This window comes from Mesorhizobium sp. USDA 4775 (genome assembly GCF_054062655.1).
In genome coordinates this window covers 5,462,351-5,486,230 of the sequence record NZ_JBSSFM010000001.1, presented here as the reverse complement: position 1 = coordinate 5,486,230, position 23,880 = coordinate 5,462,351, and the positions used below count along the sequence as shown (strand labels likewise).

21 protein-coding genes are annotated in these 23,880 nt (G+C 63.5%); 7 read left to right on the top strand and 14 right to left on the bottom strand.

Features of this window, described 5'->3' with window-relative positions; genetic code table 11:
• Position 1 precedes the first annotated feature (1 nt).
• The 5 genes from tssE to tssA all read right to left on the bottom strand — a co-directional run bounded on the left by tssE (position 2) and on the right by tssA (position 4,499).
• Positions 2 to 754, bottom strand: coding sequence for a type VI secretion system baseplate subunit TssE (gene tssE, locus ACVILI_RS26870; protein ID WP_019859791.1), 753 nt, complete (start codon positions 752 to 754; stop codon positions 2 to 4).
• On the bottom strand, positions 741 to 1,190 hold the full coding sequence (locus ACVILI_RS26865; protein ID WP_027047140.1) for an Hcp family type VI secretion system effector: 450 nt from the start codon (positions 1,188 to 1,190) through the stop codon (positions 741 to 743). Before ACVILI_RS26865 ends, tssE begins: the two co-directional genes overlap by 14 nt.
• Before the next feature lie 82 nt (positions 1,191 to 1,272).
• Positions 1,273 to 2,778, bottom strand: a complete 1,506-nt coding sequence (gene tssC, locus ACVILI_RS26860) for a type VI secretion system contractile sheath large subunit (RefSeq protein ID WP_010910844.1) — start codon at positions 2,776 to 2,778, stop codon at positions 1,273 to 1,275.
• Positions 2,779 to 2,781: 3 nt separating this feature from the next.
• On the bottom strand, positions 2,782 to 3,318 hold the full coding sequence (gene tssB / locus ACVILI_RS26855) for a type VI secretion system contractile sheath small subunit (protein ID WP_019859789.1): 537 nt from the start codon (positions 3,316 to 3,318) through the stop codon (positions 2,782 to 2,784).
• A gap of 5 nt (positions 3,319 to 3,323) precedes the next feature.
• Complete coding sequence (gene tssA / locus ACVILI_RS26850) at positions 3,324 to 4,499, bottom strand: type VI secretion system protein TssA (RefSeq protein WP_038648612.1); 1,176 nt, start codon at positions 4,497 to 4,499, stop codon at positions 3,324 to 3,326.
• 331 nt (positions 4,500 to 4,830) lie between these two features.
• Here tssA and tssH point away from each other — a divergent pair, with 331 nt between their 5' ends.
• Complete coding sequence (gene tssH / locus ACVILI_RS26845) at positions 4,831 to 7,662, top strand: type VI secretion system ATPase TssH (RefSeq protein WP_038648606.1); 2,832 nt, start codon at positions 4,831 to 4,833, stop codon at positions 7,660 to 7,662.
• 105 nt (positions 7,663 to 7,767) lie between these two features.
• Here the strand turns inward: tssH and ACVILI_RS26840 are convergent, their stop codons facing one another.
• A complete protein-coding gene (locus ACVILI_RS26840; RefSeq protein ID WP_038648603.1) occupies positions 7,768 to 8,529 on the bottom strand; it encodes an SDR family NAD(P)-dependent oxidoreductase in 762 nt (253 codons plus the stop codon).
• Positions 8,530 to 8,629: 100 nt separating this feature from the next.
• On the opposite strand from ACVILI_RS26840, the gene ACVILI_RS26835 reads away from it, so the two are divergent.
• Together ACVILI_RS26835 and ACVILI_RS26830 are read left to right on the top strand one after the other, a co-directional pair.
• On the top strand, positions 8,630 to 9,913 hold the full coding sequence (locus ACVILI_RS26835; protein ID WP_038648600.1) for a class-III pyridoxal-phosphate-dependent aminotransferase: 1,284 nt from the start codon (positions 8,630 to 8,632) through the stop codon (positions 9,911 to 9,913).
• 116 nt (positions 9,914 to 10,029) lie between these two features.
• Positions 10,030 to 11,034: a phosphotransferase enzyme family protein gene (locus ACVILI_RS26830; protein WP_038648598.1), complete on the top strand. Its 1,005-nt coding sequence runs from the start codon at positions 10,030 to 10,032 to the stop codon at positions 11,032 to 11,034.
• Between the two features lie 6 nt (positions 11,035 to 11,040).
• On the opposite strand, the gene fabG is transcribed toward ACVILI_RS26830, so the two are convergent.
• From fabG to ACVILI_RS26790, 8 genes are all read right to left on the bottom strand, one after another.
• The gene (gene fabG, locus ACVILI_RS26825) at positions 11,041 to 11,805 is read right to left on the bottom strand and encodes a 3-oxoacyl-ACP reductase FabG (protein ID WP_038648595.1); all 765 of its coding nucleotides are present in this window, start codon (positions 11,803 to 11,805) and stop codon (positions 11,041 to 11,043) included.
• Positions 11,806 to 11,986: 181 nt separating this feature from the next.
• On the bottom strand, positions 11,987 to 13,513 hold the full coding sequence (locus ACVILI_RS26820; RefSeq protein ID WP_019859778.1) for an APC family permease: 1,527 nt from the start codon (positions 13,511 to 13,513) through the stop codon (positions 11,987 to 11,989).
• Positions 13,514 to 13,612: 99 nt separating this feature from the next.
• Positions 13,613 to 14,311, bottom strand: coding sequence for a cysteine hydrolase family protein (locus ACVILI_RS26815; protein WP_019859777.1), 699 nt, complete (start codon positions 14,309 to 14,311; stop codon positions 13,613 to 13,615).
• Positions 14,312 to 14,320: 9 nt separating this feature from the next.
• A complete protein-coding gene (locus ACVILI_RS26810; RefSeq protein WP_038648592.1) occupies positions 14,321 to 14,740 on the bottom strand; it encodes a diol dehydratase small subunit in 420 nt (139 codons plus the stop codon).
• Positions 14,737 to 17,007, bottom strand: a complete 2,271-nt coding sequence (locus tag ACVILI_RS26805; protein WP_038648590.1) for a propanediol/glycerol family dehydratase large subunit — start codon at positions 17,005 to 17,007, stop codon at positions 14,737 to 14,739. Before ACVILI_RS26805 ends, ACVILI_RS26810 begins: the two co-directional genes overlap by 4 nt.
• Positions 17,008 to 17,224: 217 nt before the next feature.
• Positions 17,225 to 18,211: a glycosyltransferase family 4 protein gene (locus ACVILI_RS26800; protein ID WP_027047137.1), complete on the bottom strand. Its 987-nt coding sequence runs from the start codon at positions 18,209 to 18,211 to the stop codon at positions 17,225 to 17,227.
• On the bottom strand, positions 18,175 to 19,032 hold the full coding sequence (locus ACVILI_RS26795) for a glycosyltransferase family 2 protein (RefSeq protein ID WP_240564840.1): 858 nt from the start codon (positions 19,030 to 19,032) through the stop codon (positions 18,175 to 18,177). The genes ACVILI_RS26800 and ACVILI_RS26795 overlap by 37 nt, the downstream gene beginning before the upstream one ends.
• A gap of 218 nt (positions 19,033 to 19,250) precedes the next feature.
• Entirely contained in the window at positions 19,251 to 20,201 is a 951-nt protein-coding gene (locus tag ACVILI_RS26790; RefSeq protein ID WP_019859771.1) for a LysR family transcriptional regulator, read from the bottom strand.
• A 93-nt stretch (positions 20,202 to 20,294) separates the two neighbouring features.
• Here ACVILI_RS26790 and ACVILI_RS26785 point away from each other — a divergent pair, with 93 nt between their 5' ends.
• Genes ACVILI_RS26785 through ACVILI_RS26770 form a run of 4 tightly spaced genes read left to right on the top strand, consistent with a single transcriptional unit; the run spans position 20,295 to position 23,880 of the window.
• Positions 20,295 to 21,200: a dioxygenase family protein gene (locus ACVILI_RS26785; protein WP_240564841.1), complete on the top strand. Its 906-nt coding sequence runs from the start codon at positions 20,295 to 20,297 to the stop codon at positions 21,198 to 21,200.
• Between the two features lie 3 nt (positions 21,201 to 21,203).
• Positions 21,204 to 22,163, top strand: a complete 960-nt coding sequence (locus ACVILI_RS26780; RefSeq protein ID WP_240564842.1) for a VOC family protein — start codon at positions 21,204 to 21,206, stop codon at positions 22,161 to 22,163.
• On the top strand, positions 22,160 to 22,819 hold the full coding sequence (locus ACVILI_RS26775) for an alpha/beta hydrolase (RefSeq protein WP_240564843.1): 660 nt from the start codon (positions 22,160 to 22,162) through the stop codon (positions 22,817 to 22,819). Before ACVILI_RS26780 ends, ACVILI_RS26775 begins: the two co-directional genes overlap by 4 nt.
• Positions 22,816 to 23,880, top strand: a complete 1,065-nt coding sequence (locus ACVILI_RS26770; protein ID WP_420871199.1) for a maleylacetate reductase — start codon at positions 22,816 to 22,818, stop codon at positions 23,878 to 23,880. The genes ACVILI_RS26775 and ACVILI_RS26770 overlap by 4 nt, the downstream gene beginning before the upstream one ends.

The window sequence follows — 23,880 nt, the reverse complement described above, 5'->3', positions numbered from 1 at the left end:
CTCAGGTCTCCCGGAATTCGGTTCGTGCCAGGCCGTTGTCGAGATTGATCGTGGTGCGCAGCCGCATACGCTCCGGTGTCGGGGTCATGATCAGCACCGCGTCGATCTCGATCTTGAGGCCGACGGTTTTGTCACCGAGCGTGACGTTGACGGTCGTGGCGCTCTCCTTCAGGCGCGGCTCGAAGGTGGCAAGCACCGTGCGGATTTCGCGCGCCAGCGCATCGCGGTCGAAATCCCGCGAAGAGCGGCCGGAAAAGGAGGGCACGCCATAATTGACGACGCTGCGGCGCACCTCGGGAAAGTCGGCCAGTGATGGCAGTTCGTCCAGCGGCTGTTCGTGTTCGGCATCGGAAAGCATCGGCACGGATTCGAAGCGCTCGGTGTTGAACAGCGCCTCGATGTCGCGCCGCACGGCTTCTCTCAACACGCGTGCCGAAACCACCACGCCGCGGCTTTCGATCTCGGCGCGATGCTCGGTCTGGAAGGCCAGCCGGTGCAGGCGCCGTCTCTGCTCAGGCGTCAGTTCGGCGTCGGTATCGATGGCGCGCGCGCTGCCGTCAAGAAGAGCCCCGACGCGCTCGGCGCCGAGTTCTTCATCCAGCAGACGGCGCAGCCCGTCGATCTCCGACGCCACACCCGGCAAGTCGTTGACGAGGCGGTCCCACAGCGAAGGCTGGACCGCCTCGCGCTTTGCCCGCGAACTGCCGGCAAGCTGCGGCTTCGCGCCAGGCCGCTTGGCCTCACTTGCCGACATAGACGTCCATTTCGATCTCGTCGTCCTTGTCGTAGACGAACTTGATCTTCTTGTAGGCGAAGCTGACTTCTTCCTCGATAAGATCGGCCTCGTCGGCGGCCTGCCGCATATCGTACTCCATGACCGAGGCGTCGGTGAGCGTCACGACCAGATAGTCGCTGGTCTCGCCGTCAATGGTGCGGCGTGCCGAGAACACCACCTCGTCGAGCGCCTTGTTCTCGAACAGTGCCTTCTTCAGATACGGCGACGACTTGTCGTAGTGCTTGATGAACTTGATCATTCCCATCGACACACGGCCGCGTCGCGAAAGCGAATTCGGGTCGTAGGGCGCTATCATCTTGTAATCGACGCCATGCACTTCGATCTCGTCTTCATGGCCGTCGCGCTTGCTCGGGCCCTTGATGTCCGGGACTTTCAAAAAACCATCGATCTTCATGGAAGGAGCCTCGCTTCTCTCTGTGGTCGGCATTGTCTTTCTCCACCGCTTTCAAACGAAACAAGATGACTTCGCTGCGACTTCAGCCCTTCACTGACGGCAGTTCCGACACCAGCCGGAGAGAGGCGTTGATGCCTTCCAACTGGTAGTGCGGACGCAGATAGAAACGGGCATTGTAGTAACCGGGCCGGCCTTCGACGCTGTCGACCTGAACCTCGGCCGCGGCAAGCGGACGCTTGGCCCGCGCCTTGTCGTCGGCGAAGGCCGGATTGGCCAGCACGTACCGGTTGATCCATTCGGTCAACCAGATCTCCATATCGGTGCGTTCCTTGAACGATCCGATCTTGTCGCGCGCGATCGCCTTGAGGTAATGCGCGAAGCGCGACACCGGGAAGAGGTAGGGCAGGTTGGCGCTCAGCCGTTCGTTCGACTGGGCGTCGGGGTCGACGAGGCGCCCGGCGCGCGTCTCGTCATCCTGGAGCGAGTGCGCGCCGATGAAGGCCGCGAGATCGGTGTTCTTGCGGTGCAAGATCGGCATCAGGCCGAGCTTCGCCAATTCCGCCTCGCGCCGGTCGTCGATGGCGACCTCGGTCGGGCATTTCATTGCGATCGAACCGTCGTCCGTCGGGAAAGCGTGCACCGGCAGGTTGAGCACCGTGCCGCCATTCTCGACGCCGCGGATCTGCGTTCCCCAGCCATAGAGCTTATGGCTGCGGTTGATGTTGACGCCCATCGGGAAGGCGGCGTTCATCCAGACATATTTGTTGTGGTCGCCGCCCACCTCTTCCTCGAAGGTGAAGCCCTTCACCGGAACGGTTTCCGAGCCGTAGGGCAGGCGTGCCAGCACGCGCGGCATGGTGAGCCCGATATAGCGGGCGTCCTCGCTCTCGCGCAGCGACTGCCATGAGGCATAGGCCGGGTTGTTCACGATCATCTGCAGGTCTTGCGGGTTCGGCAGCTCCTGCCAGCTGTCCATGCGGAACAGCCGCGGCGAGGCGGCCGCGATGAATGGCGTGTGCGCCGAGGCACAGACACCCGAGATGTTGCGCAGCAGGCCGACGTCGCGCGGATGGTTGGAGAATTCGTAGGCGCCGATGATGCAGCCGATCGGCTCGCCGCCCAGCATCGAATACTCGTCCGTGTAGACTTTCTTGAAGATCGGGCTCTGGTCCCACATCTGACCTTCATAGTCTTCGAGCGTGTCGGCCAACTGCTCCTTGGAGATGTTCATCACCCGGATCTTCAGCTTGGTGTCTGTCTCGGTGTTGTTGATGAGGTACCAAAGGCCTCGCCAGGTGCCTTCCATCTCCCGCACTTCCGGGGCATGCAGGATCTCGTTGACCTGCGTCGTCAGCATCTTGTCGATGCCCGCGATCAGCGACTTGATCGACTTGATCGCGTTGGACGAGATGGTCGTCGTCTCGGAACGGGACTGAGCGGCCAGCGCCAGGTTGCGCACCAACTGCTGCAGTTTCTCGCTGTCGTCCTTCTTGACCTTGAAATCCTTTTCAAGGAGGCCGCTGAATTCGCCAAGATCGATGGCTTCGGCCTCGGCGGTAGCGGCTGCGGTCTTTTGCTGTTCGGCCATGACTTACTCCTCGCCCTTGCCGTCAGAAATCGCCTGGCCGGCGATCTTGCTCAGCAGCGGCTCGTTGTTCAGAAGCTGCGCGATGCGCTTTTCGGCGTCGACCCGGCCATCCATGAAGCCCAGCAGTTCCTCGAGTTGACGCCGCATCTTGAGGATCTCGGCCAGTTGCGGCACCTGCTCGGCGATCTTGTCCGGCGCGAAATCACCCATTTTGGAAAAGGTGAGATCGATCGCCAGTTCCTCGTCCCGCTCGGCGCCCTCAGCTTGCGGCAACGTGTTCTTCACGCGCGCCTTCACGCGCGGTCCCATCGCTTCCATGAATTTGGGGAAGCGATTGGCGTCGGTTTCGACGAAATTGCGGTCCAGAACCGACTTCGACGCTTCCTTGGTCTGCGAGGCGCCCGAAAGGTCGGCCATGACAGCCATGACGAACGGCAACTCGATCGTCGTGGGGCTGCCGTAGGTTTCGACGTCGTAGGCGATCTGCACGCGCGGGGCGCGGTTTCTTTCGATGACCTTGGCTTTGCTCTCTGCTGGCATGCTGGTTACCTTTCATCCTTCTGGGCCGGCTTCTTGGGATCGGCGACACCGGCAAGCAGCCGGAATTCCTTCAGCCCCGACGGGGCGAGATCTTCCATCAGTTCCACGAAATCCATGTGCACCATCCTGCGCACGCGCCGGGCGAGGTGCGGGATAGGGCTGGACGGTTCAGTGCGGTCGTAGAAGGCGACCACGAGATCGAGGCATTTGACGACATCGTCGCGCGAGTTGATCCGGTCAGGCAGGCCGGCGCTGGGTTCCACAGAGCTTGCCACACTTGCCATCGTCTCGGCTCCATGACCGTTTTGGGTGGGCGTCGATGCCGGTTGGGCCGGCTGCTGGGCAGGCTTTGCCGCACCGTTGGCCATGGCGCCGGCGCTGGAGTTCCGCTCCAGCGTCGTCAGCAGGCGCTGCAGGAACTTCTTCAGATCCGGAACGGCCGCGCCATTGCCCTCGATGCGGGCATTGAGCGCGGTATCCACCGCCTCCAGCGCCGAAATCGCGGCGCGCGCATCGGCCAAAAGTGTCGTGACAGTGTCGGCGGCCTGATCGATCTGCGCCGCGCATGCTGTGCGCACCCGGTTCAGCAGCTGGTTGTGGGCGGCCGCCAGCGCCGCCTTTTCGGCGGTTCCGAGGCCCGAGGCAGCTTCCTGGAGCATGACGCGCTCGTCGAGCGCTGCCTGTTCCAGGTCTCGCCCGCTGACCGGCCCGATGGCGCGCGGTGAGAAGAAGACGGTTTGCCTGAGGTTCGCCAGCAGGCCTTCCTGGCCGTTCTGGAGGTCAAGCAGCGCATTGATGCGTCGCAGCGCCGCGTCGCGCGGCGTGGCACCCGTCCGCAAGGCCGGATGCATCGTATCCCAGTACTGGTCGAGAGTCCTCGCGATCAGGGTCAGCCCTTGGGCGAGGCCGGCGAGCTTCTCTTCATTGGCCAGCGCGCGCGTGACGATGACCAGAAGGCGCAAATCCCGGCCGCGCGACTGCAATTCTTCCGATTTTTCGAGGACTGCCGCCCAGTCGACAGCGCTGGTTGACTGCGAAGCCTTGTTGCCACCGTCGTGGACGACCTTGAGCTGGGCTTCCGTGAGCCGCTCCAGCTCATGAAAAGCCGGGTCGTTGCGTAAGTCCTCTCCCGACGGGTTCGCGCCGTCCAGAGGATTCAGCCAGAGTGCGAGATCAATCACACCTACCCCCAGCAAAGGGCCCTGTGACCCATGTGACGCAACGTTATCATCGGTCCCATGCCACGACAATTGAGCACTTCCCCAAAAACTAACAGAAGCTGAATCTCCCGCAATCTTTCAACCAAACCCATTGCGCGATTGGCGGGCCGCGCATGCGAAATGGCTCGCATGGTTTGGACCCCAGGTGCGGGTTTGTTTGAGGAGTTTGCAGGGCTTGTGTAACCACGAGGTGCCGCCCGAACCGGGTCGGAAGGCCTCTTTCGTCACGCGGCTTTGTCAAGCGGCCGCTTCTATGGCAGGGTACGGTCAGCAGATTTCGGGGGCAGGTTCAATGGAACAGCGCCGATCGTCGCAGAGTTTCAAGCGCAAGGAACTCGTTGCAAAGCTCAATCCCACGGGGGTGCGCGCCTTCAAGGCCGCCGCGGACACGGCCAAGATGCGCGGCAATCCCTATGTCGAACTCGTGCATTTCGTCCAGCAACTGGTGCTGTCCGAGCGCTCGGATGTGCAGATGATCGTCGCCGATGCCGGGCTGGATGTCAGCCGGCTGACGGCCGATATGACCCGCGCCATCGACAAGCTGCCCTACGGCGCGACCTCGGTGGAGGAATTCTCCGATCACATCTTCCACGCCATACAGGAAGGTTGGAGCCTGGCCACACTGCAATTCGGTGTCGAGGAGGTGCGTAGCGCGCATATTCTTCTCGCCTGTCTGAAGACACCGGCGCTGGAAGGGCTGGTTTCGAAAATCAGCGCCGAATTCGACAAGATCGACGCGGACGGGGTCATCGCCCGCTTCGCCGACGTCACCGAGGGCTCGCTCGAAGCCGGTCCACCTCCTGCCGCGGCTGCGACCGAAACACCGATGAAACGCGGCCCGGGCGGGGATTCGGCGCTCGCCAAATACGCCACCGACCTGACCCAGCGTGCTCGCGACGGCAAGATCGATCCGGTCGTCGGCCGCGATCCTGAAATCCGCCAGATTGTCGATATCCTGATGCGCCGCCGGCAGAACAACCCGATCCTGACCGGCGAGGCAGGTGTCGGCAAGACGGCGGTCGTCGAGGGCTTTGCCTTGCGCATCGCCCAGGGCGACGTTCCGCCGACGCTTCAGAATGTCAGCGTACGCATGCTCGATGTCGGGCTGATGCAGGCGGGCGCCAGCGTCAAGGGCGAGTTCGAAAAGCGGCTGAAGGCTGTCATCGACGAGGTCCAGGCTTCCGAGACGCCGATCATCCTCTTCATCGACGAGGCGCACACGCTGATCGGCGCCGGCGGCGCGGCGGGAACCGGCGATGCGGCCAATCTCCTCAAGCCCGCGCTCGCGCGCGGCGAGCTTCGCACTATCGCCGCCACGACCTGGGCCGAATACAAGCAGCATATCGAGAAGGATCCGGCGCTGACCCGTCGGTTCCAGGTGGTCAAGATCGAAGAGCCTTCCGAAACGGTGGCCGTGCTGATGTTGCGCGGTGTAGCCGGCGTTCTCGAGCAGCACCACAAGGTGCAGATCCTCGACGAGGCGATCGAGGCCTCGGTTTCGCTTTCGCACCGCTACATTCCGGCCAGGCAGCTGCCGGACAAGGCGGTCAGCCTCCTCGACACAGCCTGCGCCCGCGTTGCCGTCTCTCAGCACGCTACGCCCGCGGAGGTCGAGGACATTCTGCGCCGCCGCCAGGCGCTCGAGGTCGAGGAAGGCATCATCGGCCGCGAGGCGGCGATCGGCATCGAAGTGGCCGACAGGCAGGCTCGCGTGGAGGCCGGGTTGGCGGAAACCGAGACCACGCTTGCAGCAGCGCAAGCGCGCTGGGATCGGGAAAAGGCGCTTGTCGCCGAGATACTCGACCTGCGCGCCAAACTCCGAGGCGAGGGCGTGCCGCTTGACGCGGTGGAGGGCGGGGAAGCCGCTGCGGGCGAGGCCGTCGATGCGTCACCTGCCACGGCGCATGAAAGCAAGGCACCTGAGGCCAAAACGCCGAAACTCGAGACAGCCGAACCCAAGGGCTCGAACACCAAGGCCAAGAAAGCAAAGGCGGCAAAGACGGAGGCTGCTGCTGCGCACGAGCCCGTGCCGGATTCCGCTGCCGACCTGGCGCGACTGCGCGAATTGATGGCGGAACTTGCCGAGGCGCAGGGCGAGACCCCGCTGATCCTGCCGTCGGTCGATCGCAACGCCGTGGCTGCCGTCGTCCAGGACTGGACCGGCATCCCGACGGGACGGATGCTGTCCAGCCAGACCGAGAAGGCGCTCAAGCTCGCCGCGACCTTGTCTGAGCGCGTTGTCGGTCAGGACCATGCGATGGAGATGATCGCGAGGCGAGTGCAGACCAGCCGCGCCGGCCTCGGCGCGCCGGAGAAGCCGGTCGGCGTGTTCCTGCTTTGCGGCCCCTCAGGCGTCGGCAAGACCGAGACAGCCCTGGCGCTTGCCGAAACGCTTTATGGCGGCGAGCAGAACCTGATTTCGATCAACATGTCCGAATTCCAGGAGGCGCACACGGTCTCGACGCTGAAAGGCGCGCCACCCGGTTATGTCGGCTACGGCAAGGGCGGCATCCTGACCGAGGCCGTGCGGCGCAAGCCCTATTCGGTGATCCTGCTCGACGAGGTCGAGAAGGCGCATCCGGACGTACACGAGATCTTCTTCCAGGTCTTCGACAAGGGCATGATGGACGACAGCGAAGGCCGCCGGATCGACTTCAAGAACACGCTGATCCTGCTCACCTCGAATGTCGGCTCCGAGGTCATCATGGACCGCACGAAGAACGGCACCTTGCGCACCGGCATGGACGACCTGGACACCGCCTTGCGCGGCCCGCTGCTGAAAGTGTTTCCGGCCGCTTTCCTCGGCCGCGTGGTGACAATCCCTTACTATCCGCTCTCGGACGCGATGATCGAGGCGATCACCAGGCACCAGTTCGGCAAGATCGCGCGGCGCCTCAAGGCAACCAACGATGCCGAGCTGGTGATCGGCGACGGCGTCATGGACATGGTCAAGGCGCGCTGCACCGAGATCGAATCCGGCGGACGCATGATCGACGCCATCCTCACCAACACGCTGCTGCCCGAACTCAGCCGCGGCGTGCTCAATCGCTCGCTCGAGGGCAAGAAGATGACAAAAGTCACCGTCGGTGCCTCGTCGGAAGGATTTACCTACTCTTTCGAATAGAGCTCGTTGGGATTTGCCGTTCGTGCCCTAGCGCCGACCAAAACGCATTCCATTCCTATGACTGGTCAGGCCAGTCATTGGCGCACCGGCACTCCTGGAGTTGCTCTAGATCACCGTTTCTCCTCCATCGACAACCAGGATCTGACCCGTCATGTACGAGGACCGGTCAGACACCAGAAACAGCACTGCCTCGGCGATCTCCTCGACGCTTGCCCAACGGCCAAGCGGCACCCTTTCGCGGATGTAGGCTTCGATGGCCTCCCGGCCTCCCATCTGGGCGATGAAAGGAGCATTGAAGGGCGTGTCCACCCAACCTGGGCAAAGCGCGTTGACGCGAATGCCGAAGCGGCCATAGTCGCCGGCCATCTGCCTGGTCATCGCGATCACCGCGTGCTTGGTCGTCGTATAGGCGATCATCTCGCGGTCGTAGAGCACGCCGGAGCTCGACGACGTGTTGAGGATGACGCCGCGGCCTGCCTTCTTCATGAATGGCATGACGATGCGGGCACCGAGGAAGTGAGCCCGCACATTGAGCGTCCAGGAGGTGTCGAAGTCTTTCACGCTCACACCGAGCACGTCGCCTTCGACCTGTACGCCGGCATGATTGTGCAGGATGTCGATCCTGCCCTGGGTGTGGATGAAATCGTGAAAACCGGCTTCAAGCGCCTGATCGTCGGTCAGGTCGAACACAAGCGCCTTTGCCCGGCCACCGGCGGCAAGAATCTGTTGGACGGTCGCGTTGGCGCCGTCGGCGCTACGATCCGCCACGCCGACCACCGCTCCCTCGCGCGCGATGATCAGCGCCGCCGCCCTGCCGATGCCCGATCCCGCCCCGGTGACGATCGCGGTCCTGTCCTTCAGGATCATCCACTCTCCACCCTTTCTCGCCGGCTTGTAATCCTGCATCATCCGGCGGGCGGGCCTCGCCCGCTCCGGCGCGCCGATAAACCATGAGGACAAGACAGGCATGTACGACTTCGGCCCCTTCGAGTTCGAGTCGAAGCAGGATTTTTTCGACAAGGCAATGCGTTTCTGGAATCCCGACAAGACCAGGTTCTGGCAGAAGGCCGGGATCGATCTGGTGATCGGCAGGCGGGAAGGTTATTTCCTCTACGACATGTCGGGGCGCCGCCTGATCGACCTGCACCTCAATGGCGGCACCTACAATCTCGGTCACCGCAATCCGGAGCTGGTCGAGACGCTGAAGAGCGCGCTCGACTATTTCGACATCGGCAACCACTGGTTCCCATCCGTGGCGCGAACGGCGCTGGCCGAATCCCTCGTCAATGTCTCGCCCGGAATGAAATACGCGATCTTCGCGCCGGGCGGCGCGGAGGCGGTGGACATCGCCATCAAGAGCGCCCGCTATGCCACCAAGCGGCGCAAGATAGTGTCGATCATCAAGGGCTATCACGGGCATTCGGGGCTCGCCGTGGCGACCGGCGACGATCGCTTCACCAAGATCTTTCTCTCCGACCAGCCGGAGACGTTCATCCAGGTTCCCTTCAACGACATCGACGCCATGGAACGGGCGCTCAAGGGCGAAGACGTCGCGGCGCTGATCATGGAGACAATTCCCGCCACTTACGGCTTCCCGATGCCGAAGGATGGCTATCTCAGCGCCTGCAAGGCGCTGTGCGAAAAGCATGGCGCGATGTACATCGCCGACGAGGTCCAGACCGGCCTGATGCGGACCGGCAGCATGTGGGGCTGGCAGGCCTACGGCGTCCAGCCGGACATCATGGTGACGGCAAAGGGCCTGTCCGGCGGCCTCTATCCGATCAGCGCGGCGCTGGTGAACGACCGAGCCGGCGGCTGGCTCAACGAGGATGGGGCCGCCCATATTTCGACCACCGGCGGGGCCGAGCTCGGCTGCGTCGTCGGCCACAAGGTCATCGAGATGCTGCAGCGGCCCGAACTGGTGGCCAATGTCGGCACCGTGACCGAGTTCATGGCGCAGGCCATGCGCGAGATGCTGGTTCGTCACGGCGACATCTTCACCGGGGTACGCCAGAAAGGCGTGATCCTCGGGCTGGAATTCAGCAATCACCCGGAAGGCGCCGTCTTCGTGTCGCGTGCGCTCTACGAGCAGGGCGTCTGGGCGATCTTCTCATCGCTCGACAAGCGGGTGCTGCAGTGGAAGCCCGGGATTCTCCTGGATCACGAGACCTGCCGGGACATTATGGATCGCTTCGATGCGGCAATGCCGCGCGCCCGGGAGTTGCTGCATCAGGCAGGCAAGGCGAGTTGACATGGTCCAACCCTCGTTGAAACTACCAGGCGTCCAGTTCGAGCCGGCGGCTGGGCTTGCCGAGATCGCGCGGGTTCCGGCAGGGGACAGGCAAGGATGGGGCAGGACGGACAGTGATGGATTTCGACGCGCTCACCCACGACCAGCAACTCGGCATCCTGCAGGAAACGGCGGAGGCGGCCACCGCCAACTACGATCTGCCGGCGGACGTTTCCGTCGAGATGATCAACCTGTCGGAGAACGCGACCTACAAGATTGCGGCTCGCGACGGCCGGCGCTGGGCGCTCCGCATCCATCGCGACGGCTACCATTCAAGGACGGCCATCCAATCCGAACTGGCCTGGCTGACCGATCTGCGCCAGACCGGGATCGTCCCCACACCCGTGCCGGTCGCGGGCAAGGACGGCGAACAGATCCAGCGTGTCGGCCATCCAAGATTGGCGCAACCACGCCATGTCGTGTTGTCGCAATGGGAGACCGGTTCGGAGCCGGGCATAGGCGAGGCGCTTGGCGAACCTTTCGAACTGCTGGGCGAGGTCACGGCGCGCATGCACATCCACGCCCGGCAGTGGAAGCGCCCTTCCTGGTTCAGCCGCCATGTGTGGGATTTCGAAACAAGCCTCGGCGAGGAGAGGCCGCTTTGGGGACGGTGGCGTGACGGCATCGGCGTCGACGCCGCGAAAGCCAGGCTCTTTGGCCGCACCGCGGAGCTGGTCGGCCGCAGGCTCACTGCCTTCGGCAAGGGCCATGACCGCTTCGGCCTCATCCATTGCGATCTGCGGCTCGCCAACCTTTTGATCGACGGCAAGACGGTGAAGGTCATCGACTTCGACGACTGCGGCTTCGGCTGGTATATGTACGACGCGGCGACGCCCATCTCTTTCTACGAGCACGAGCCACAGGCAGCCGATCTCATCCGGTCATGGACGACCGGCTATCGCCGTGTGCTTGACTTGCCGAGCGCGGACGAAGACGAGATCCCGACCTTCGTGATGCTGCGCCGTCTGCTCCTGGTCGCGTGGATCGGCTCGCACGCCGAGACCGACCTCGCCAAGTCGATGGGCCTTCCCTATACCGAGGGAACGGTCGGGCTGTGCGAGGCCTATCTGAGCAAGTTTTGAACCATTCTATGCCAGTGCCTCCAGGCTCTCCGGCAGGATCTGGCCGCCATCGACAATGATTGTCTGTCCCGTCACGTAGCCGGCTTCCCTCGACGCAAAGTAGAGCGCGGCGTAGCCGATGTCCTCCACGGTTCCGAGCCGCTTGAGCGGGATCGAGGCGGCCATGGTCTTCTGGTAGTCCTCGCCCAGGCCGACAAGGCCCTCGGTCACGATGTTGCCCGGCATGACGGCGTTGACGGTGATGCCGTATCTCGCCAGTTCGATGCAGGCTGTTCGCATGAAGCCGAGCTGTCCCGCCTTGGTGGCACCGTAGTGCGACCACCCGGGAAAACCGGTGATCGGGCCGGTGATCGACGACGTCAGCACGATGCGGGCCTGGTCGGATGCCTTGAGATAGGGAACCGCTGCCTTGACCGCGTGGAAGGTGCCCTTGAGGTTGGTGTCGACAACCTCGTCCCATTGCTGCGAGGTCATGTCCTCGAGCCGTGCCTGCGGGAAGATGCCGGCATTGGCGCACAAAACGTCGATACTACCGTTTCTGGCGGCTGCCACTGCAAGCGCGCTCTCGATGCTGGCGAGCGAGGTAACGTCGCCAACCACGCCAAAGGCGCCATGGCCGATCTCGGCGGCCGCGGCTTCGGCCTGGTCGGGATGGCGCGCAATGATGGCGACCTTGGCACCCGAGAGCGCGAACACCCGCGCTATGCCCTTGCCGATGCCTTTCGACCCGCCGGTAACGACGACGGACCGACCCCTCAAAGACTGGGTCATGACTTGAAGCTCCAAAATGAGACGGGGACAGAGTGATGCTCCGTCCCCGTTGAGGCAAGAAATCCAGGGCGAGGAATGCCTTAGAACGTTTCACCGTTTCATGGAAACGGCGAACCGCTCTAACTCTTTGTTTTGACGCAATTCCGGACGGAAAACCGCTCACACTTTTCCTGGAATTGCTCTAGCCCTCGTTCACCATGTGACCGATGTTCTCATAGGCCTTGGGGTTGGCCGACTTCAGCACGAAGCCCCAGATCAGGCCGACGACAAGGATCGCAAGCCCGACATAGGGGATGCTCCTGGCAAAACCATTGGTGCCGCCCAAGGTCGCCAGATTGGCGACCAGCGTGTAGACGAGGACCAACTGCACAACCAGCGAGATCAACGGCGCGATGACAGTCGTCAGCATGCTGCCGCCGCCGTTCTTCTTGAACCACATATAGATGGCCAGCGAGACAACCGCCTGCAGCACCAAAAGCAGTCCGGTGCCAAGCACGGCAAACAGCGTATAGACGCCAAGCCAGGCCTGTCCCGACGGATCGTCGAAGCCGTAGGCCAGACCGTAGAGCAGCACCCATACCGCCGCCAGCACCGACTGCAGCGCCGAGGCCTTGTGTGGGCTCTTGTGGTGGTCATGCGTCTCGGCGATCACCTGCGGCAGGACGCCTTCGCGCGCCAGCGAATACAAATAGCGGGAAGCGGTGTTGTGGAAAGCCATGCCGCAGGCGAAGGAACTGGTCAGGATGAGCAGCGACATCAGCTGGTAGCCCCAGCCGCCGACAAAAGCCTGCACCGGTGTCAGGAAGAAGTTCACGCCGTCGGAGAAGGCCTTGGCTACCATATCGGCCTCGGTCGGATAGGCCGCCACCGCGCACCAGCTGACGAAGGTGTAGAACAGGCCAAGGCCGATGACCGAAATCAGCAGCGATTGCGGAATGATGCGCTTCGGATCGCGGGATTCCTCGGCATAGTTCGGCGCCATCTCGAAGCCGACCCATGACCAGAACGCCATGAAGATGCCGACGGCCGCTTCGCCCGCCGGTATGGCGACGGTGCCGACCTTCTGCTCGGCGACAGGCGTGAACACCTTGAACACATTGAGCGAATCGCCGGAAAAATTCGTCCCGCCATGGGCAAAGATCACGCCGAGCGAAAAGATCACCAGCATGATCACTTCAAGAATGAGGGCTATGCCGAGCAGCCGTGCCGACACTTTCACGTCGCGGTAGGCGAGCGCTGCGATGACCACGATCATGGCGAGCGCCAGCACGATCCACGGGACGTTGATGCCGAAATGCTGGGAAAGCCAAAGATTGCCGAAAAAGGCGAACAGTCCGGTGAGGGAGGCTTCGAACAGCGAGTAGCAGGCGAGCGAGCCGATGCCCGCGGACATGCCGACCTCGCGGCCGAGCCCCTGGCTGATGAAGGAGTAGAAGCCGCCGACCGACGAAACGCGCGATGCCATCGCGGCATAGCCGACAGAGAAGATGGTCAGCACGATCGTCGCCATCAGGAAGGCGGCGGGGGTATATTTGCCGATGCCGTAGCCTGCTGCGAACGGGACATTGCCCAGCATCGCCGACATTGGCGCCGCGCCGGTGACGGCCAGAAAGAGCACACCGGCGAGCCCGACGGCCTTCGAGTGCAAAAGATTGATGCTGTTACTCTTCGAGACGTCGATCGTCCCGCGTGCAGTTTCTATCGCCATGAAGCCCTCTCCATTCGTGACAGCTGTATGCAGTTCCCCGCACCGGGCGGCCGATGTGTCCCAGCCTGCTCGTGCAGCCATGACACTACGGACGCAGCGTCACTTTGCCAAGGCCATGATTTTGCATAGCTCGCCGCTCGACATGACGTGGCAATAGATCATGTTGATGATTTCGAGCTCCTTGCGATGAAGCTCCTCGGTCGCCGCGGCGCAGCAATCCTCGAGCACGATGACCGCATAGCTCTCGTCCGCCAGGCTGCGCACTGTCGAGGACACGCACTGGTCCGTGAAGATACCGCAGCAGATGACATTCCGGATGCCGAGATTGTGAAGGATCAGGCGCAGATTCGTTCCCGTCAGCGCGGAATCGGTGGTCTTGGTCACCACGATCTCGTCGCCGGCCGGCTGAAGCTCGGCGACCAGCTGCGACGGTGCGTCGTTCTTTGGCAGCAGCAAATTGTTCCAGCCCGGCATTTTCTGAGAGAGCGAGCGGTCACGCCCGTCCTTGGTGTGGCAGGCGATGCGGGCAAAAAGGCATTCGATGCCGTTTTGCCGTGCCAGCGCCAGCAGTCTTGCCGTGTTCGGTATGACCGTGCCGTGCATGCGCTCGTGGAACGGCGTCCACAGATCGTAGCGTTGCTGTTCCTGCGGCGACAACGATGCGCGATCCGGCCGTTCCAGGTAGGTGTTCTGAACGTCGATGACCAGGATGGCGGTTTGCGCCGGCACCAGCACCGGATCATCCGGCTCGGGTGCGCCGAGATAGTAGAGCGAACGGAATCCGGTTTTCCAGCTCATGCGGTCCTTTCAGAAGCGGAACGTGAAAAGGCCGCGAGCCGCGTAGGTCTCGGCGGCTTCCTCGATGAAACGGGCGATGCGTTCGGCCTGGTAGGTATCGCGCATGGTGGCTGCGGTCTGGAGCAATTCTTCCTTGGATTTGGCGCGACCGGGGCGCAGCAGTTCATAGACCTGCATGATGAAATCCTGCGGCACCTCGACAAGCTCTGCCCCACGCTCGAAGTTGAGTGCCAGTGTCGGCCGTCCGACATCGCGCGCCACATCGGCCTGTGCCTGCAGCGCTTGTGGGGTGATGCGAAGGTCTTCCATCGTCACGTCGCCCGCAAGCACCGAATCCAGCGTTATCTCGGCAAGCGACTTGCCGCGCTTGCCCGTCACGGCGCCGGGCTGTGTTTCGGCGAGCGGATAGTCGGCGCGTGTGTGGGTCACGATTTCACCCCCGTCAGGATGACGTCGACCTCTTCGGGAGCCGCACCAGCCTCGGTCAGTCCGGTTTCGATGGCGTAGATGAGGGCGACGCGGGCGTGGTAGCGAGACCCCATGGCCTCGCCCCGCTGCGGCACCACGACAGGCTCCGGCATTTCACCCAGCGCATAGGCCGCCGCATTGGCACCCAGCGCGCGATAGTGCTCGAGCCTGGTGATCGGCGCATTGGAAAACAGTTCCAGATTGTTGTGCGGCTGGCGGCCACGCTGGTGGATGACGGCCGTGCCCTTGGCCTGGATGCCGATGCCGATACCGCTGCCGGCCATCCGGGCGGCGGACAGGCCGAGGAAGGAGGTATCGGCCGTATGGCGGAAGCGGACGACGCGCGCCTTGAGCCCGCGTGCGCGGATTGCATCGAGCATGGCGCCGAGCACTTCGGAGAGCCGATGTCCGGCCGTCGTCCGATAAAGCTTAAGCCCGAAAGCCGGGCTGATGCCGATGACCACATCATCCTTCGCCGATCCGTTGGCCGCCGGCCCAAGGTTGCGATAGCGGATGTGCCTTGCTTCGTCCTTCTCGTGCAGGGCTTCCGAGCGCAGCACCTCCTTCTGGTCCAGCACATCGCGGATGTCATTGAGCTGCAGGCGCCGTTCTTCGGACACACGGTAGCCGGAACCCGGGCCGAGATAGTCGTTTGGATCGTTGACCGCACTGACGATCCGCCCATTGCGGATCATCGCCGATGTCTGGAGATAGTCACCGGAAAGGCGCAGCTTGACCACGTCGAGGAGGTTCTCCGCCTCTTCTCGGAAGCCACGCTTGGCCAGCGCCTTGACCACATCGATCACGGTGATGCCGCGCTCCTTGATGGCTTCGCTGATAAAGCTGACGTCACGCGGCATCAGGCTGCGCGTATCGTCGGAACCGGAAGCGTAGACCACGCTGCTCTTCATGTCCTCGGTCGGTGAGGAAAGGCCGAGTTCCTCGAACACGGCGGCGATCGCTTCCACCGCGCGCTCGCGCAGCTCGATCGCGCGCGACTCGGGCAGCGGCGTCAGCCCGCCATCGGCCTCGAAATCGCGCTGCAGCACAAGATAATCTTCCAGCTCCTCGCCGTTGATCAGCGACGGGTTGAACGAATTGTCGTATTTCAGGATCGATCCCATCCCGGAGCAGATCAGGTCCGAGCCGGCAATCAGGTAGGGAAGGATCTTGGCGCCGACGCGAATTTCCGATTCGGTCGAGCGCGCGTCATTGCCCGACGCGCATTCGAGATCGAGCCAGACGGCGATGAGGTTCTCGGCCATCAGCTCGCGAACACCGCCGGGTATGGTGGCGGTCAAAGGCGCTCCGTCGATACCGCCATTTTGCGTGCCTTGCACCCCCATGCCGCGCTGCAGGCAGAGGCAGCGCGCTTCCAGGTAGAGCAGCGATTTGGCTTCGTGGAAGCCCATCAGCAACTCGGAGCCGGCACCCGACGTACAGCGCATCTTGACGCCGCGCGAGGCGTAGGCGGCGGCCAGAAATGCCTTGGACCACGGTGTGTCGTCGCCATCGGTGAACGACTTTTCAGTGCCGTAGACGGAGACGGTTTCGGCGTAGGAGGTAAAGCCGGCCATGGCGATGCGCAGCTCTTCGGCTTCCTCGCTGGAGCATTGGAACAGCGTTCCCCAGCGACCGACCGCGCCGCCTACCGCGCACGCCACCGCGTTGGACCAGGCGTTGCGCGACACGCGCATCGTCGTCTCGATCTCGTCGAAGCCAAAGGCGACGGCGGTCGCGGCATCGGCGGCGAGTTGCAGCGGATCGTCCTTGGCGTTGGTGACGTGCGCCTGGTTGCCCGGCGTCTTGCGGGCCCGCATCTTCGAGTAGGCGAACGCGATCTCCAGCGCGTTGAGCTGCGACACCACTTCGGCGAGTTTGGCGGGTGTCATGCCATGGGCGAGCCGTACCAGCGTTTCGCGCGGCACGTTCATGTCGACCAGCCAGCGTGCGACGGTCGCCGAGTCCAGCGCCATCGCTTCCGGCGCCACTTCCGGGTCGATGTGATGGCGGGCGATGAAGCGGTCGATCATGTCGTAGTCGTGTTCGAGCACCCCATCGAGGGATACGACGCGCCCGTCCTTGATGCCGATGCCAGGTTTCGGATCGGCCGGGCTGGAGAAAGCGGAGAAGCCGTTGGCGGGGTCTTCCGCCGCAAACTTGTCCAGCCGCAACGGCCGCTCGTCCCAGTCGGCGAAGCGCTTCCAGCGGTTCAGTTTCGGCGTCATGCGTGCGATCCTCGACCCGGCCGAAAGACTAGTGAATGCTTACCCGCCGCACAATGACCCTGGATCGACCGCCGGCCAAGGGGGCGCACGCCACAGGCTCGAAATACCCGAAGCTCCTCGCCATCCTGTCGATCTTCAGCAGAGGCGCGATGTGTTTCGGCATCGAGTTCGGCCGCCAAAGGTCAGGTTTGGCCGGGCACATCTGAAGCCGCACGTCTCACCGGCCCGACCGCTCCGCTGCCATGAGCAACGAGGTAAACATGTGCGCGTAGTTCTCCGCCTGCACGCTCCAATCCCACTCTCGGATCGTCTCGATCATACGGGCGGCCATCCGCGACCGGAGCGATGGCGTGTCCCGCAACAGGGCGAGTTTGTTCGCAAGCCCTTCCGCGGTTCCATCGAAGAACAGCCCGTTGTCGCCATCCCGAACCAGCTCGGGCATGTTTCCCACACGGGTCGTCACCAAGGGGACACCGCACGCCGCCGCCTCCAAGCAAGGATTGGGAGTGCCTTCGCTGCGACTGGCGCAGACATAAACGTCGAGATCCCGGTAGAAGTCGAGCATTTCGTCATGGTTGCGCCAGTGTTGCTCCCGAATCGCAGTCTGCAGTCGCACGCCCGGCACGGCAGCGACCGCGGGCTCGATGACGTCGTGGAAGCCGCGATGTGCCGGACCATGGTTGCCGAGACTTCCCGCCCATCCGACGCGGAGCTCGCCAGAATAAGGTTGCGGCTCTGGCGGGGGGCAAAAGAATGTCGTGTCGACTCCATTGGGCGTGTAGTGGACCGGAATACGCAGCAGAGGGGCGTATTCGTGCTCGAGCTTCCGATTGTTGACAAAGACAGCGCGCGCCAACCGCTGCAGGATAGCGAGCCCGGGCTCGCGGAATTCGCCCTCCATCTCTCTGTGACTGCAGATCCCGATGACCAGCCTGTCAGACCGCCGGGCGAGGACCGATTCCGGCAGGGGCAGCTTCGCGATCTGGAACCAATAGAAAATGAGCACGATATCCGCGGCGTTCACGTCGGACTCAGTCACATCATGCTGAAATCGTTGGACGATCTCGAACCTTCTTGCCAGCACGCGCCGAAGGTTCTGGGCCTTTCTATCGATCGCCCAGCCGGGTCGGTCCGCGATCGCCAGGATGCGGGGTAGGTGTCCATCGCTCACGAGGCGTACCGCGCAAGCCAGTGCGCCAACCATGGATTGGCCTCGTCCAGATCATCGTCCGTCGCAGTGGTGCGCACCTGGGTAGTGTCGGGCAGTTGGATATCGCCTGGTCGCAAGCGGGGTCGCCATCCGTGCCAACCACGACCGTCGACCTCCTCGCTCAGGAACCGCCGGCCGCCATACTTGCGCGCGGCGTGCTCTGCGCTCAGGAACAGATAATGCTTCATGCGAAAACGCTCGGGGGAGAGCCTCACCGGCCCCTCGAAGCGTACGCGATGGCCGCCTGACCACGCGATCTCCATGGGGCCGTCCTGTTTCTTGTACGCACGGACGCAGTGTGGAGAGGTCGGCCGGAACGGGTAGTAGGTGCGCAGCGTGTGTTGATAATTGGGATTGTCATGATCGGGGGCTTCCCTGGTGGGAATGAACGTGAACTCGGAAGACTCGATCGCATTGAAACCGAGTGCGTCGGCTGCCGCAATGGCGGAGACCAACGATGAGTACGAAGTCGGCGGAAGATGGATCTCGTCAGCGTCAAGATGCATGAACCAGTCAGCCTCGAGCGATTGAAATAGTTCCTCTTTGCGACGAAGAAGCTGCTCCCAGCAATACCAGCCGTTGTGCGGGATGCTTTCGATTCCTATCAATCCGGCCCCGCGGTAGCGCTGGGCAATCTCAAGCGTTCGGTCAGTCGACTGATTGTCGCAAATGTAGACCTGTACGCCTTGACGAAAGAGGTTCTCGAGACATCCGGCAACGAACCGTTCCTCGTTCCGTGTTGTAAGGACCGCGACGACTCGCGGGGAGTTCCGATCACGCGCAGCACGCCCAATTTGGGTGTTGGGATCGACCAAGTTCTTCAATCCTTCGTTGTATGCTTCCGGATGCCATGCTGGCCGGTCAACTGGCGCATTACTGAACTTGGCCGAAATGACAAGTCTAAAGACTCAGCGCTGCCCATGCCAACGCGCCGTCACCTGAAGTGCAACACGCTCATAGCGGTTCCCGTCGCGATCGCAAGTCTCGGGAATATGCGTATTCGGAAACACTCCAGACCGCCGGCTCGAGCCGGCTAGCGGCCCCAGATGACGGCATTCTCGTGCCGTTTTATGATGTGTTTCAAATTCTCGAAAGCGGTCGTGACGTGGCCCGCGAAGCGCTCCGCCGCCGGAGAGCGCGGCCCGCCAACCCGGCGCAGGATGCCCAGTGAGCGGCTGGGCTGCGGGATTTCATAGGGCAGCACTGTCACCCGGTTCTCCTTGCGCTGCGCGAACACCACGGAAAATGGCAGCACGGCCAATGCATCTGTTTCTGCGAGGAAGTTGATCACGCTCATCAGCGAGCCTCCCGAATAGCGCACGTTCAGGTCCGACATGCCGATGCTCATCAGGATCATCTGCAGGTCCGACATCAGCGGAGAGCCGGGCAGGGGCGCCACCCAGGGAAAGCTGGTCAGGTCATGCGCCCTGAGGCGGCGATTGCGCAGCAGCGGATGGTCCGGCCGGCAAGCGACGACATTGCGTCCGGGCAGGATCTCGGTGAATTCGAAGCCGGGTCCGAGGTCGAGCACGCCGATCGGCACGATCCCGAGGTCGATCTGGTTGCTCTCCAGCGCCGCGACCATCTCGGGCAGGTTCATATAGCTTTGCTGGACGGTGACCTCGGGCTCGAGCTTCTGGAATTCGCCGATCATCCGGCTGATCATCGCATCCATGAAGAAAGGCACGCCGCCAACACGGACGACACCCTTGGTGCCTTTCATGAAGCCCTGCACCGCATCCGACGCCTTGCGCGAGGCCGTGATGATCGTGCGCCCTTGCGCCGCCAACTGGAAACCGAGCGGTGTCGGCTGCAGCGGCCGGCGGCCCTTCAGGAAGAGCGGCTCGCCGACCCGCGCCTCCAGCATGGCCAGCGATCGGCTGACCGCAGGCTGGGTCAGGCCCAGCATGGCGGCTCCTTCCGACACGCCGCCTGCATCCAGCACCGCGGCGAGCTGCATCAAGTGGCGCTCGTTCAGCTTCATAGCAAAACGCTATACAAGGGCCACCACATCTCATCAAGCATCGTCTCGGGTCGTGTTATCCCGTTTGGCAAGGGGAAGGGAGGCCCCGGCGAAATGGACGGCCAGCACGACCCCCAGAGGGATGAACTCCCCAAGGCGATCTCGACGCAGGCCGAAGAATTCGCGCGGCGTCTGGCGGCAATGGGCCAGTCCCGCCTGGCGGCGGCGGCACAGGCCGCGGTCGATGGGTTGCACGCACTGATCGTGGAGTTGCGACCCTCCGGCGAGGAATTCCGGCTGGCGATCGATTTTCTGACCGAGGTAGGCCATTACGCCGATGCGCGGCGCCAGGAGTGGGTGCTGTTCGCCGATGTGCTGGGCGTGTCCTCGCTGATCGAGGATCAAAACAGCCCGCGCCCCGCCGGGGCGACCCCCAACACCCTGGCGGGACCTTTCTACCGGGCCGATGTGCCGGAAATGCCGCTCGGCGGGAACATTTCGCGCGATCACAAGGGCGAGCCGCTGGAGGTTACGGGGCGGATCGTGACGCTCGGCGGCGCGGGGATCGGCGATGCCATGGTCGAGATCTGGCAGGCCAATGCCGAGGGCCTGTACGAGAACCAGGAACCGGACAGGCAACCGGAATTCAATCTGCGCGGACGCTTCCGTGCCGATCCGCAGGGGCGGTTCCGCTTCATGACGGTGAAGCCGAAGGGCTACACGCTGCCGGCGAATGGTCCGGTCGGTCAATTGATGTCCGCGCTCGGTCTTGGCCTCGAGCGACCGGCCCACATCCATTTTCGCGTTTCGGCGCAGGGCTTCGAAACGCTGACGACCCACATCTTCGACCGGTCGGACCCTGCGATCGGCCGGGATGCCATTTTCGGGGTCAAACCCGAACTCATGGCCGAGTTCCGCGCGCTGCCGCCCCATGGAGGAAAGCGCAAGCACGCACTCGACCTCAATCTCGTGCTCTGCCCGCAGCGGCCGGGCGAAACCGAAACCTCTGGGAGGAGATGACCGATGGCCCGTATCAGCGGCTACCACCATCTGACACTGTCGACCGACGGCGCTCAGGAAGATTTTGATTTCTATACCAAGGCACTCGGCCTGCATTCGGTGAAGCGCACCGTCCTGTTCGACGGCGTCATCCCGGTCTATCACCTCTACTACGGCTCGCCCGACGGCGATGCCTCGACGATCATCACCACTTTCCCGTTCCGCAAGCCGGGCGTCTATGGCCGCCGCGGCACCAACCAGTCGCGCACCATCATGCAATCCATTCCCAAGGGGGCCGCGGATTTCTGGGTGGACCGGCTGAACGCGCGCGGCATCAAGGCCACCAAGATCACACGCTTTGGCGCCGACCGCGTGGCTTTGGCGCATCCCTGCGGCATCTCGCATGAGCTGGTGGAAAGCGACAGCGATCCGCGCGCGCCCATCACCAACGAGGCACAGGGCATCGGCAAGGCCCACGGCATCAAGGGCATCTACGGCGCGGTCGTGGCGGTGATGGATCGCACCGCGATGGACGACTTCCTGACCATCGCATTGCCGCTGGAGAAGGAGGCGGACAATCACGAAGGGCTGGTGTTCCGCGTGCCGGACGCGAGCGGCGTCAATCAGCGGGTCGAGGTGATCGTCGATCGCGACAGCGCACAGGGCACCTGGACGCTCGCGGGCGGGACGATCCACCACCTCGCCCTCAACACGGGCGACGAAGAGAACCAGTTGAAGCTGCGCGCTCATATCGAAGGCCTCGGCTTCACCGATATCTCGGAGCAGAAGGACCGCAACTATTTCAAGTCCTGCTATGTCCGCTCGCCCGGCGGCGCGCTGTTCGAACTTGCCTGGACCACGCCGGAAGGCTGGGCCAAGGACGAACCCGCGGGCCAGATCGGCAAGACGCTGGTCTTCCCGCCGTGGTTCAAGGACCGCGAGGGCGAATTGCAGGCCGGTCTGGAACAGGCGGATTTCGCGTGAGCTCAGGGAGCGGTCCACTCCGGCTCGGGCCAAAGGGCGCGGAAGCGAAGGCGATCTGCGTCTTCGTCCACGGCCGCGGCCAATCGCCGGAGGAGATGCAGTCCCATGTGCTGTCTCGGCTTTCCGCGCCGGCCGTGGCATTCATCCTGCCGCGCGCGCCGCTCGGCGCGTGGTGGGAGGCGCGCGCCGTCGACCCGTTGACGCCGGTCGCCCGCGCCCACCTTTCCGACGCGCTCGATCATTTGGCGGCCGCTGTCGTGGCGGCACGGTCGGAATTGCCCGGACTGCCGCTGCTCCTGGCGGGCTTCTCGCAAGGGGCATGTCTGTCGATCGAATATCTCTGCGCCGGGCTGCCGCCGCCGGATGCGCTTGCCGCCTTCACGGGCTGCCGCGTCGGTGTGCCAACGGACGGGCGATCCGAAGCCGTGCCGGCCGGCGTGCCGGTCTATCTTTCCGGCAGCGACTCCGATCCCTGGATTCCGGTTTCGGCCTTTGCCGATACGGCGCAGTCGCTGGGCCGCGGCGGCGCGAGCCTGCGGGCCGATCTGTTTCCCGGCCGGAGCCATGAGGTTTCGGATGCCGAGATTGCAATGCTGGGCACCATCATCGCCGACCTGGAAGCCGGCCGGGGTGCACGCATGGGAGCGGCGCGATGATGGACAGTTTCACCTTTCCCGGGCTGACGACGCGGGTGATCTTCGGTGCCGGCACGATGGGCCGCGCGGAGGAGGAGGTGCGGCGGCTCGGCCATGACAAGGCGCTGGTGCTGTCGACGCCCCATCAGAAGGCCGATGCGGACAAGCTGGCTCAAAGCCTTGGCGGCCTCGCCGCCGGGGTGTTTGCCGGCGCGGTCATGCATACACCCGTCGAGGTTACGGAAAAGGCCGTCGACGCCTTCCGCGCCAGCGGCGCCACGGCGGTCGTCAGCCTCGGCGGCGGCTCGACCACCGGGCTCGGCAAGGCCATCGCCGTGCGCACCGGCGCCGATCAGGTGGTGATCCCGACCACCTATGCCGGCTCGGAAATGACCGACATCCTCGGCGAGACGGCGGCCGGCGAGAAGACCACCCGCCGCTCGCCGGACATCCGCCCCGAAACTGTGATCTACGACGTCGATCTGACAATGAGCCTCCCGGTTGGTCTCACCGTCACCTCGGCGATGAATGCGATCGCCCACGCCATGGAGGCCTTCTACGCCCCCGACCGCAACCCGGTGATCGTGCTGATGTGCAGGGATGCCATGGCTGCGTTCCGGGACGGCATTCCGCGGCTGATCGACGATCCGCAGGACCGCGCCGCGCGGACGCAGGCGCTCTACGCGGCCTGGTGCTGTTCGACCGCGCTCGGCTATGTCTCGATGGCGCTGCATCACAAGCTGGCGCATGTCTTCGGCGGCTCGTTCGACACGCCGCATGCCGAAACCCACGCCATCCTGCTGCCCTACACGACAGCCTTCAACGAAGTGGCGGTGCCCGATCTGCTGCGGCCGATCGCCGATGCCTTCGGCGGCGGCTCGGCGGGCGGCGGGCTCTGGGATTTCGCGCGTTCCGTCGGTTCTCCGCTGAGCCTGAAGGAGATCGGCATCAAGGAGACCGATCTCGACCACGCGGCGGCGATCGCGGTGAAGAACGCCTATGCGAATCCGAGGCCGATCGATCCGGGATCGATAAGGGAACTCCTCCAGGCGGCGTTTGAGGGACGCCGTCCAGGGAGCTGA

Excerpts from the sequence above, each read along its gene's own strand:
- ACVILI_RS26830 (WP_038648598.1), top strand. The coding sequence starts at position 10,030 with ATGGATTTCGACGCGCTCACCCACGACCAGCAACTCGGCATCCTGCAG.
- ACVILI_RS26785 (WP_240564841.1), top strand. The coding sequence starts at position 20,295 with ATGGACGGCCAGCACGACCCCCAGAGGGATGAACTCCCCAAGGCGATC.
- ACVILI_RS26780 (WP_240564842.1), top strand. The coding sequence starts at position 21,204 with ATGGCCCGTATCAGCGGCTACCACCATCTGACACTGTCGACCGACGGC.
- ACVILI_RS26820 (WP_019859778.1), bottom strand. The coding sequence starts at position 13,513 with ATGGCGATAGAAACTGCACGCGGGACGATCGACGTCTCGAAGAGTAAC.
- ACVILI_RS26815 (WP_019859777.1), bottom strand. The coding sequence starts at position 14,311 with ATGAGCTGGAAAACCGGATTCCGTTCGCTCTACTATCTCGGCGCACCC.
- ACVILI_RS26865 (WP_027047140.1), bottom strand. The coding sequence starts at position 1,190 with ATGAAGATCGATGGTTTTTTGAAAGTCCCGGACATCAAGGGCCCGAGC.
- ACVILI_RS26805 (WP_038648590.1), bottom strand. The coding sequence starts at position 17,007 with ATGACGCCGAAACTGAACCGCTGGAAGCGCTTCGCCGACTGGGACGAG.
- ACVILI_RS26840 (WP_038648603.1), bottom strand. The coding sequence starts at position 8,529 with ATGATCCTGAAGGACAGGACCGCGATCGTCACCGGGGCGGGATCGGGC.
- tssB (WP_019859789.1), bottom strand. The coding sequence starts at position 3,318 with ATGCCAGCAGAGAGCAAAGCCAAGGTCATCGAAAGAAACCGCGCCCCG.
- tssC (WP_010910844.1), bottom strand. The coding sequence starts at position 2,778 with ATGGCCGAACAGCAAAAGACCGCAGCCGCTACCGCCGAGGCCGAAGCC.
- tssH (WP_038648606.1), top strand. The coding sequence starts at position 4,831 with ATGGAACAGCGCCGATCGTCGCAGAGTTTCAAGCGCAAGGAACTCGTT.
- tssE (WP_019859791.1), bottom strand. The coding sequence starts at position 754 with ATGTCGGCAAGTGAGGCCAAGCGGCCTGGCGCGAAGCCGCAGCTTGCC.
- ACVILI_RS26835 (WP_038648600.1), top strand. The coding sequence starts at position 8,630 with ATGTACGACTTCGGCCCCTTCGAGTTCGAGTCGAAGCAGGATTTTTTC.
- ACVILI_RS26770 (WP_420871199.1), top strand. The coding sequence starts at position 22,816 with ATGATGGACAGTTTCACCTTTCCCGGGCTGACGACGCGGGTGATCTTC.
- ACVILI_RS26800 (WP_027047137.1), bottom strand. The coding sequence starts at position 18,211 with ATGGTTGGCGCACTGGCTTGCGCGGTACGCCTCGTGAGCGATGGACAC.
- ACVILI_RS26790 (WP_019859771.1), bottom strand. The coding sequence starts at position 20,201 with ATGAAGCTGAACGAGCGCCACTTGATGCAGCTCGCCGCGGTGCTGGAT.
- fabG (WP_038648595.1), bottom strand. The coding sequence starts at position 11,805 with ATGACCCAGTCTTTGAGGGGTCGGTCCGTCGTCGTTACCGGCGGGTCG.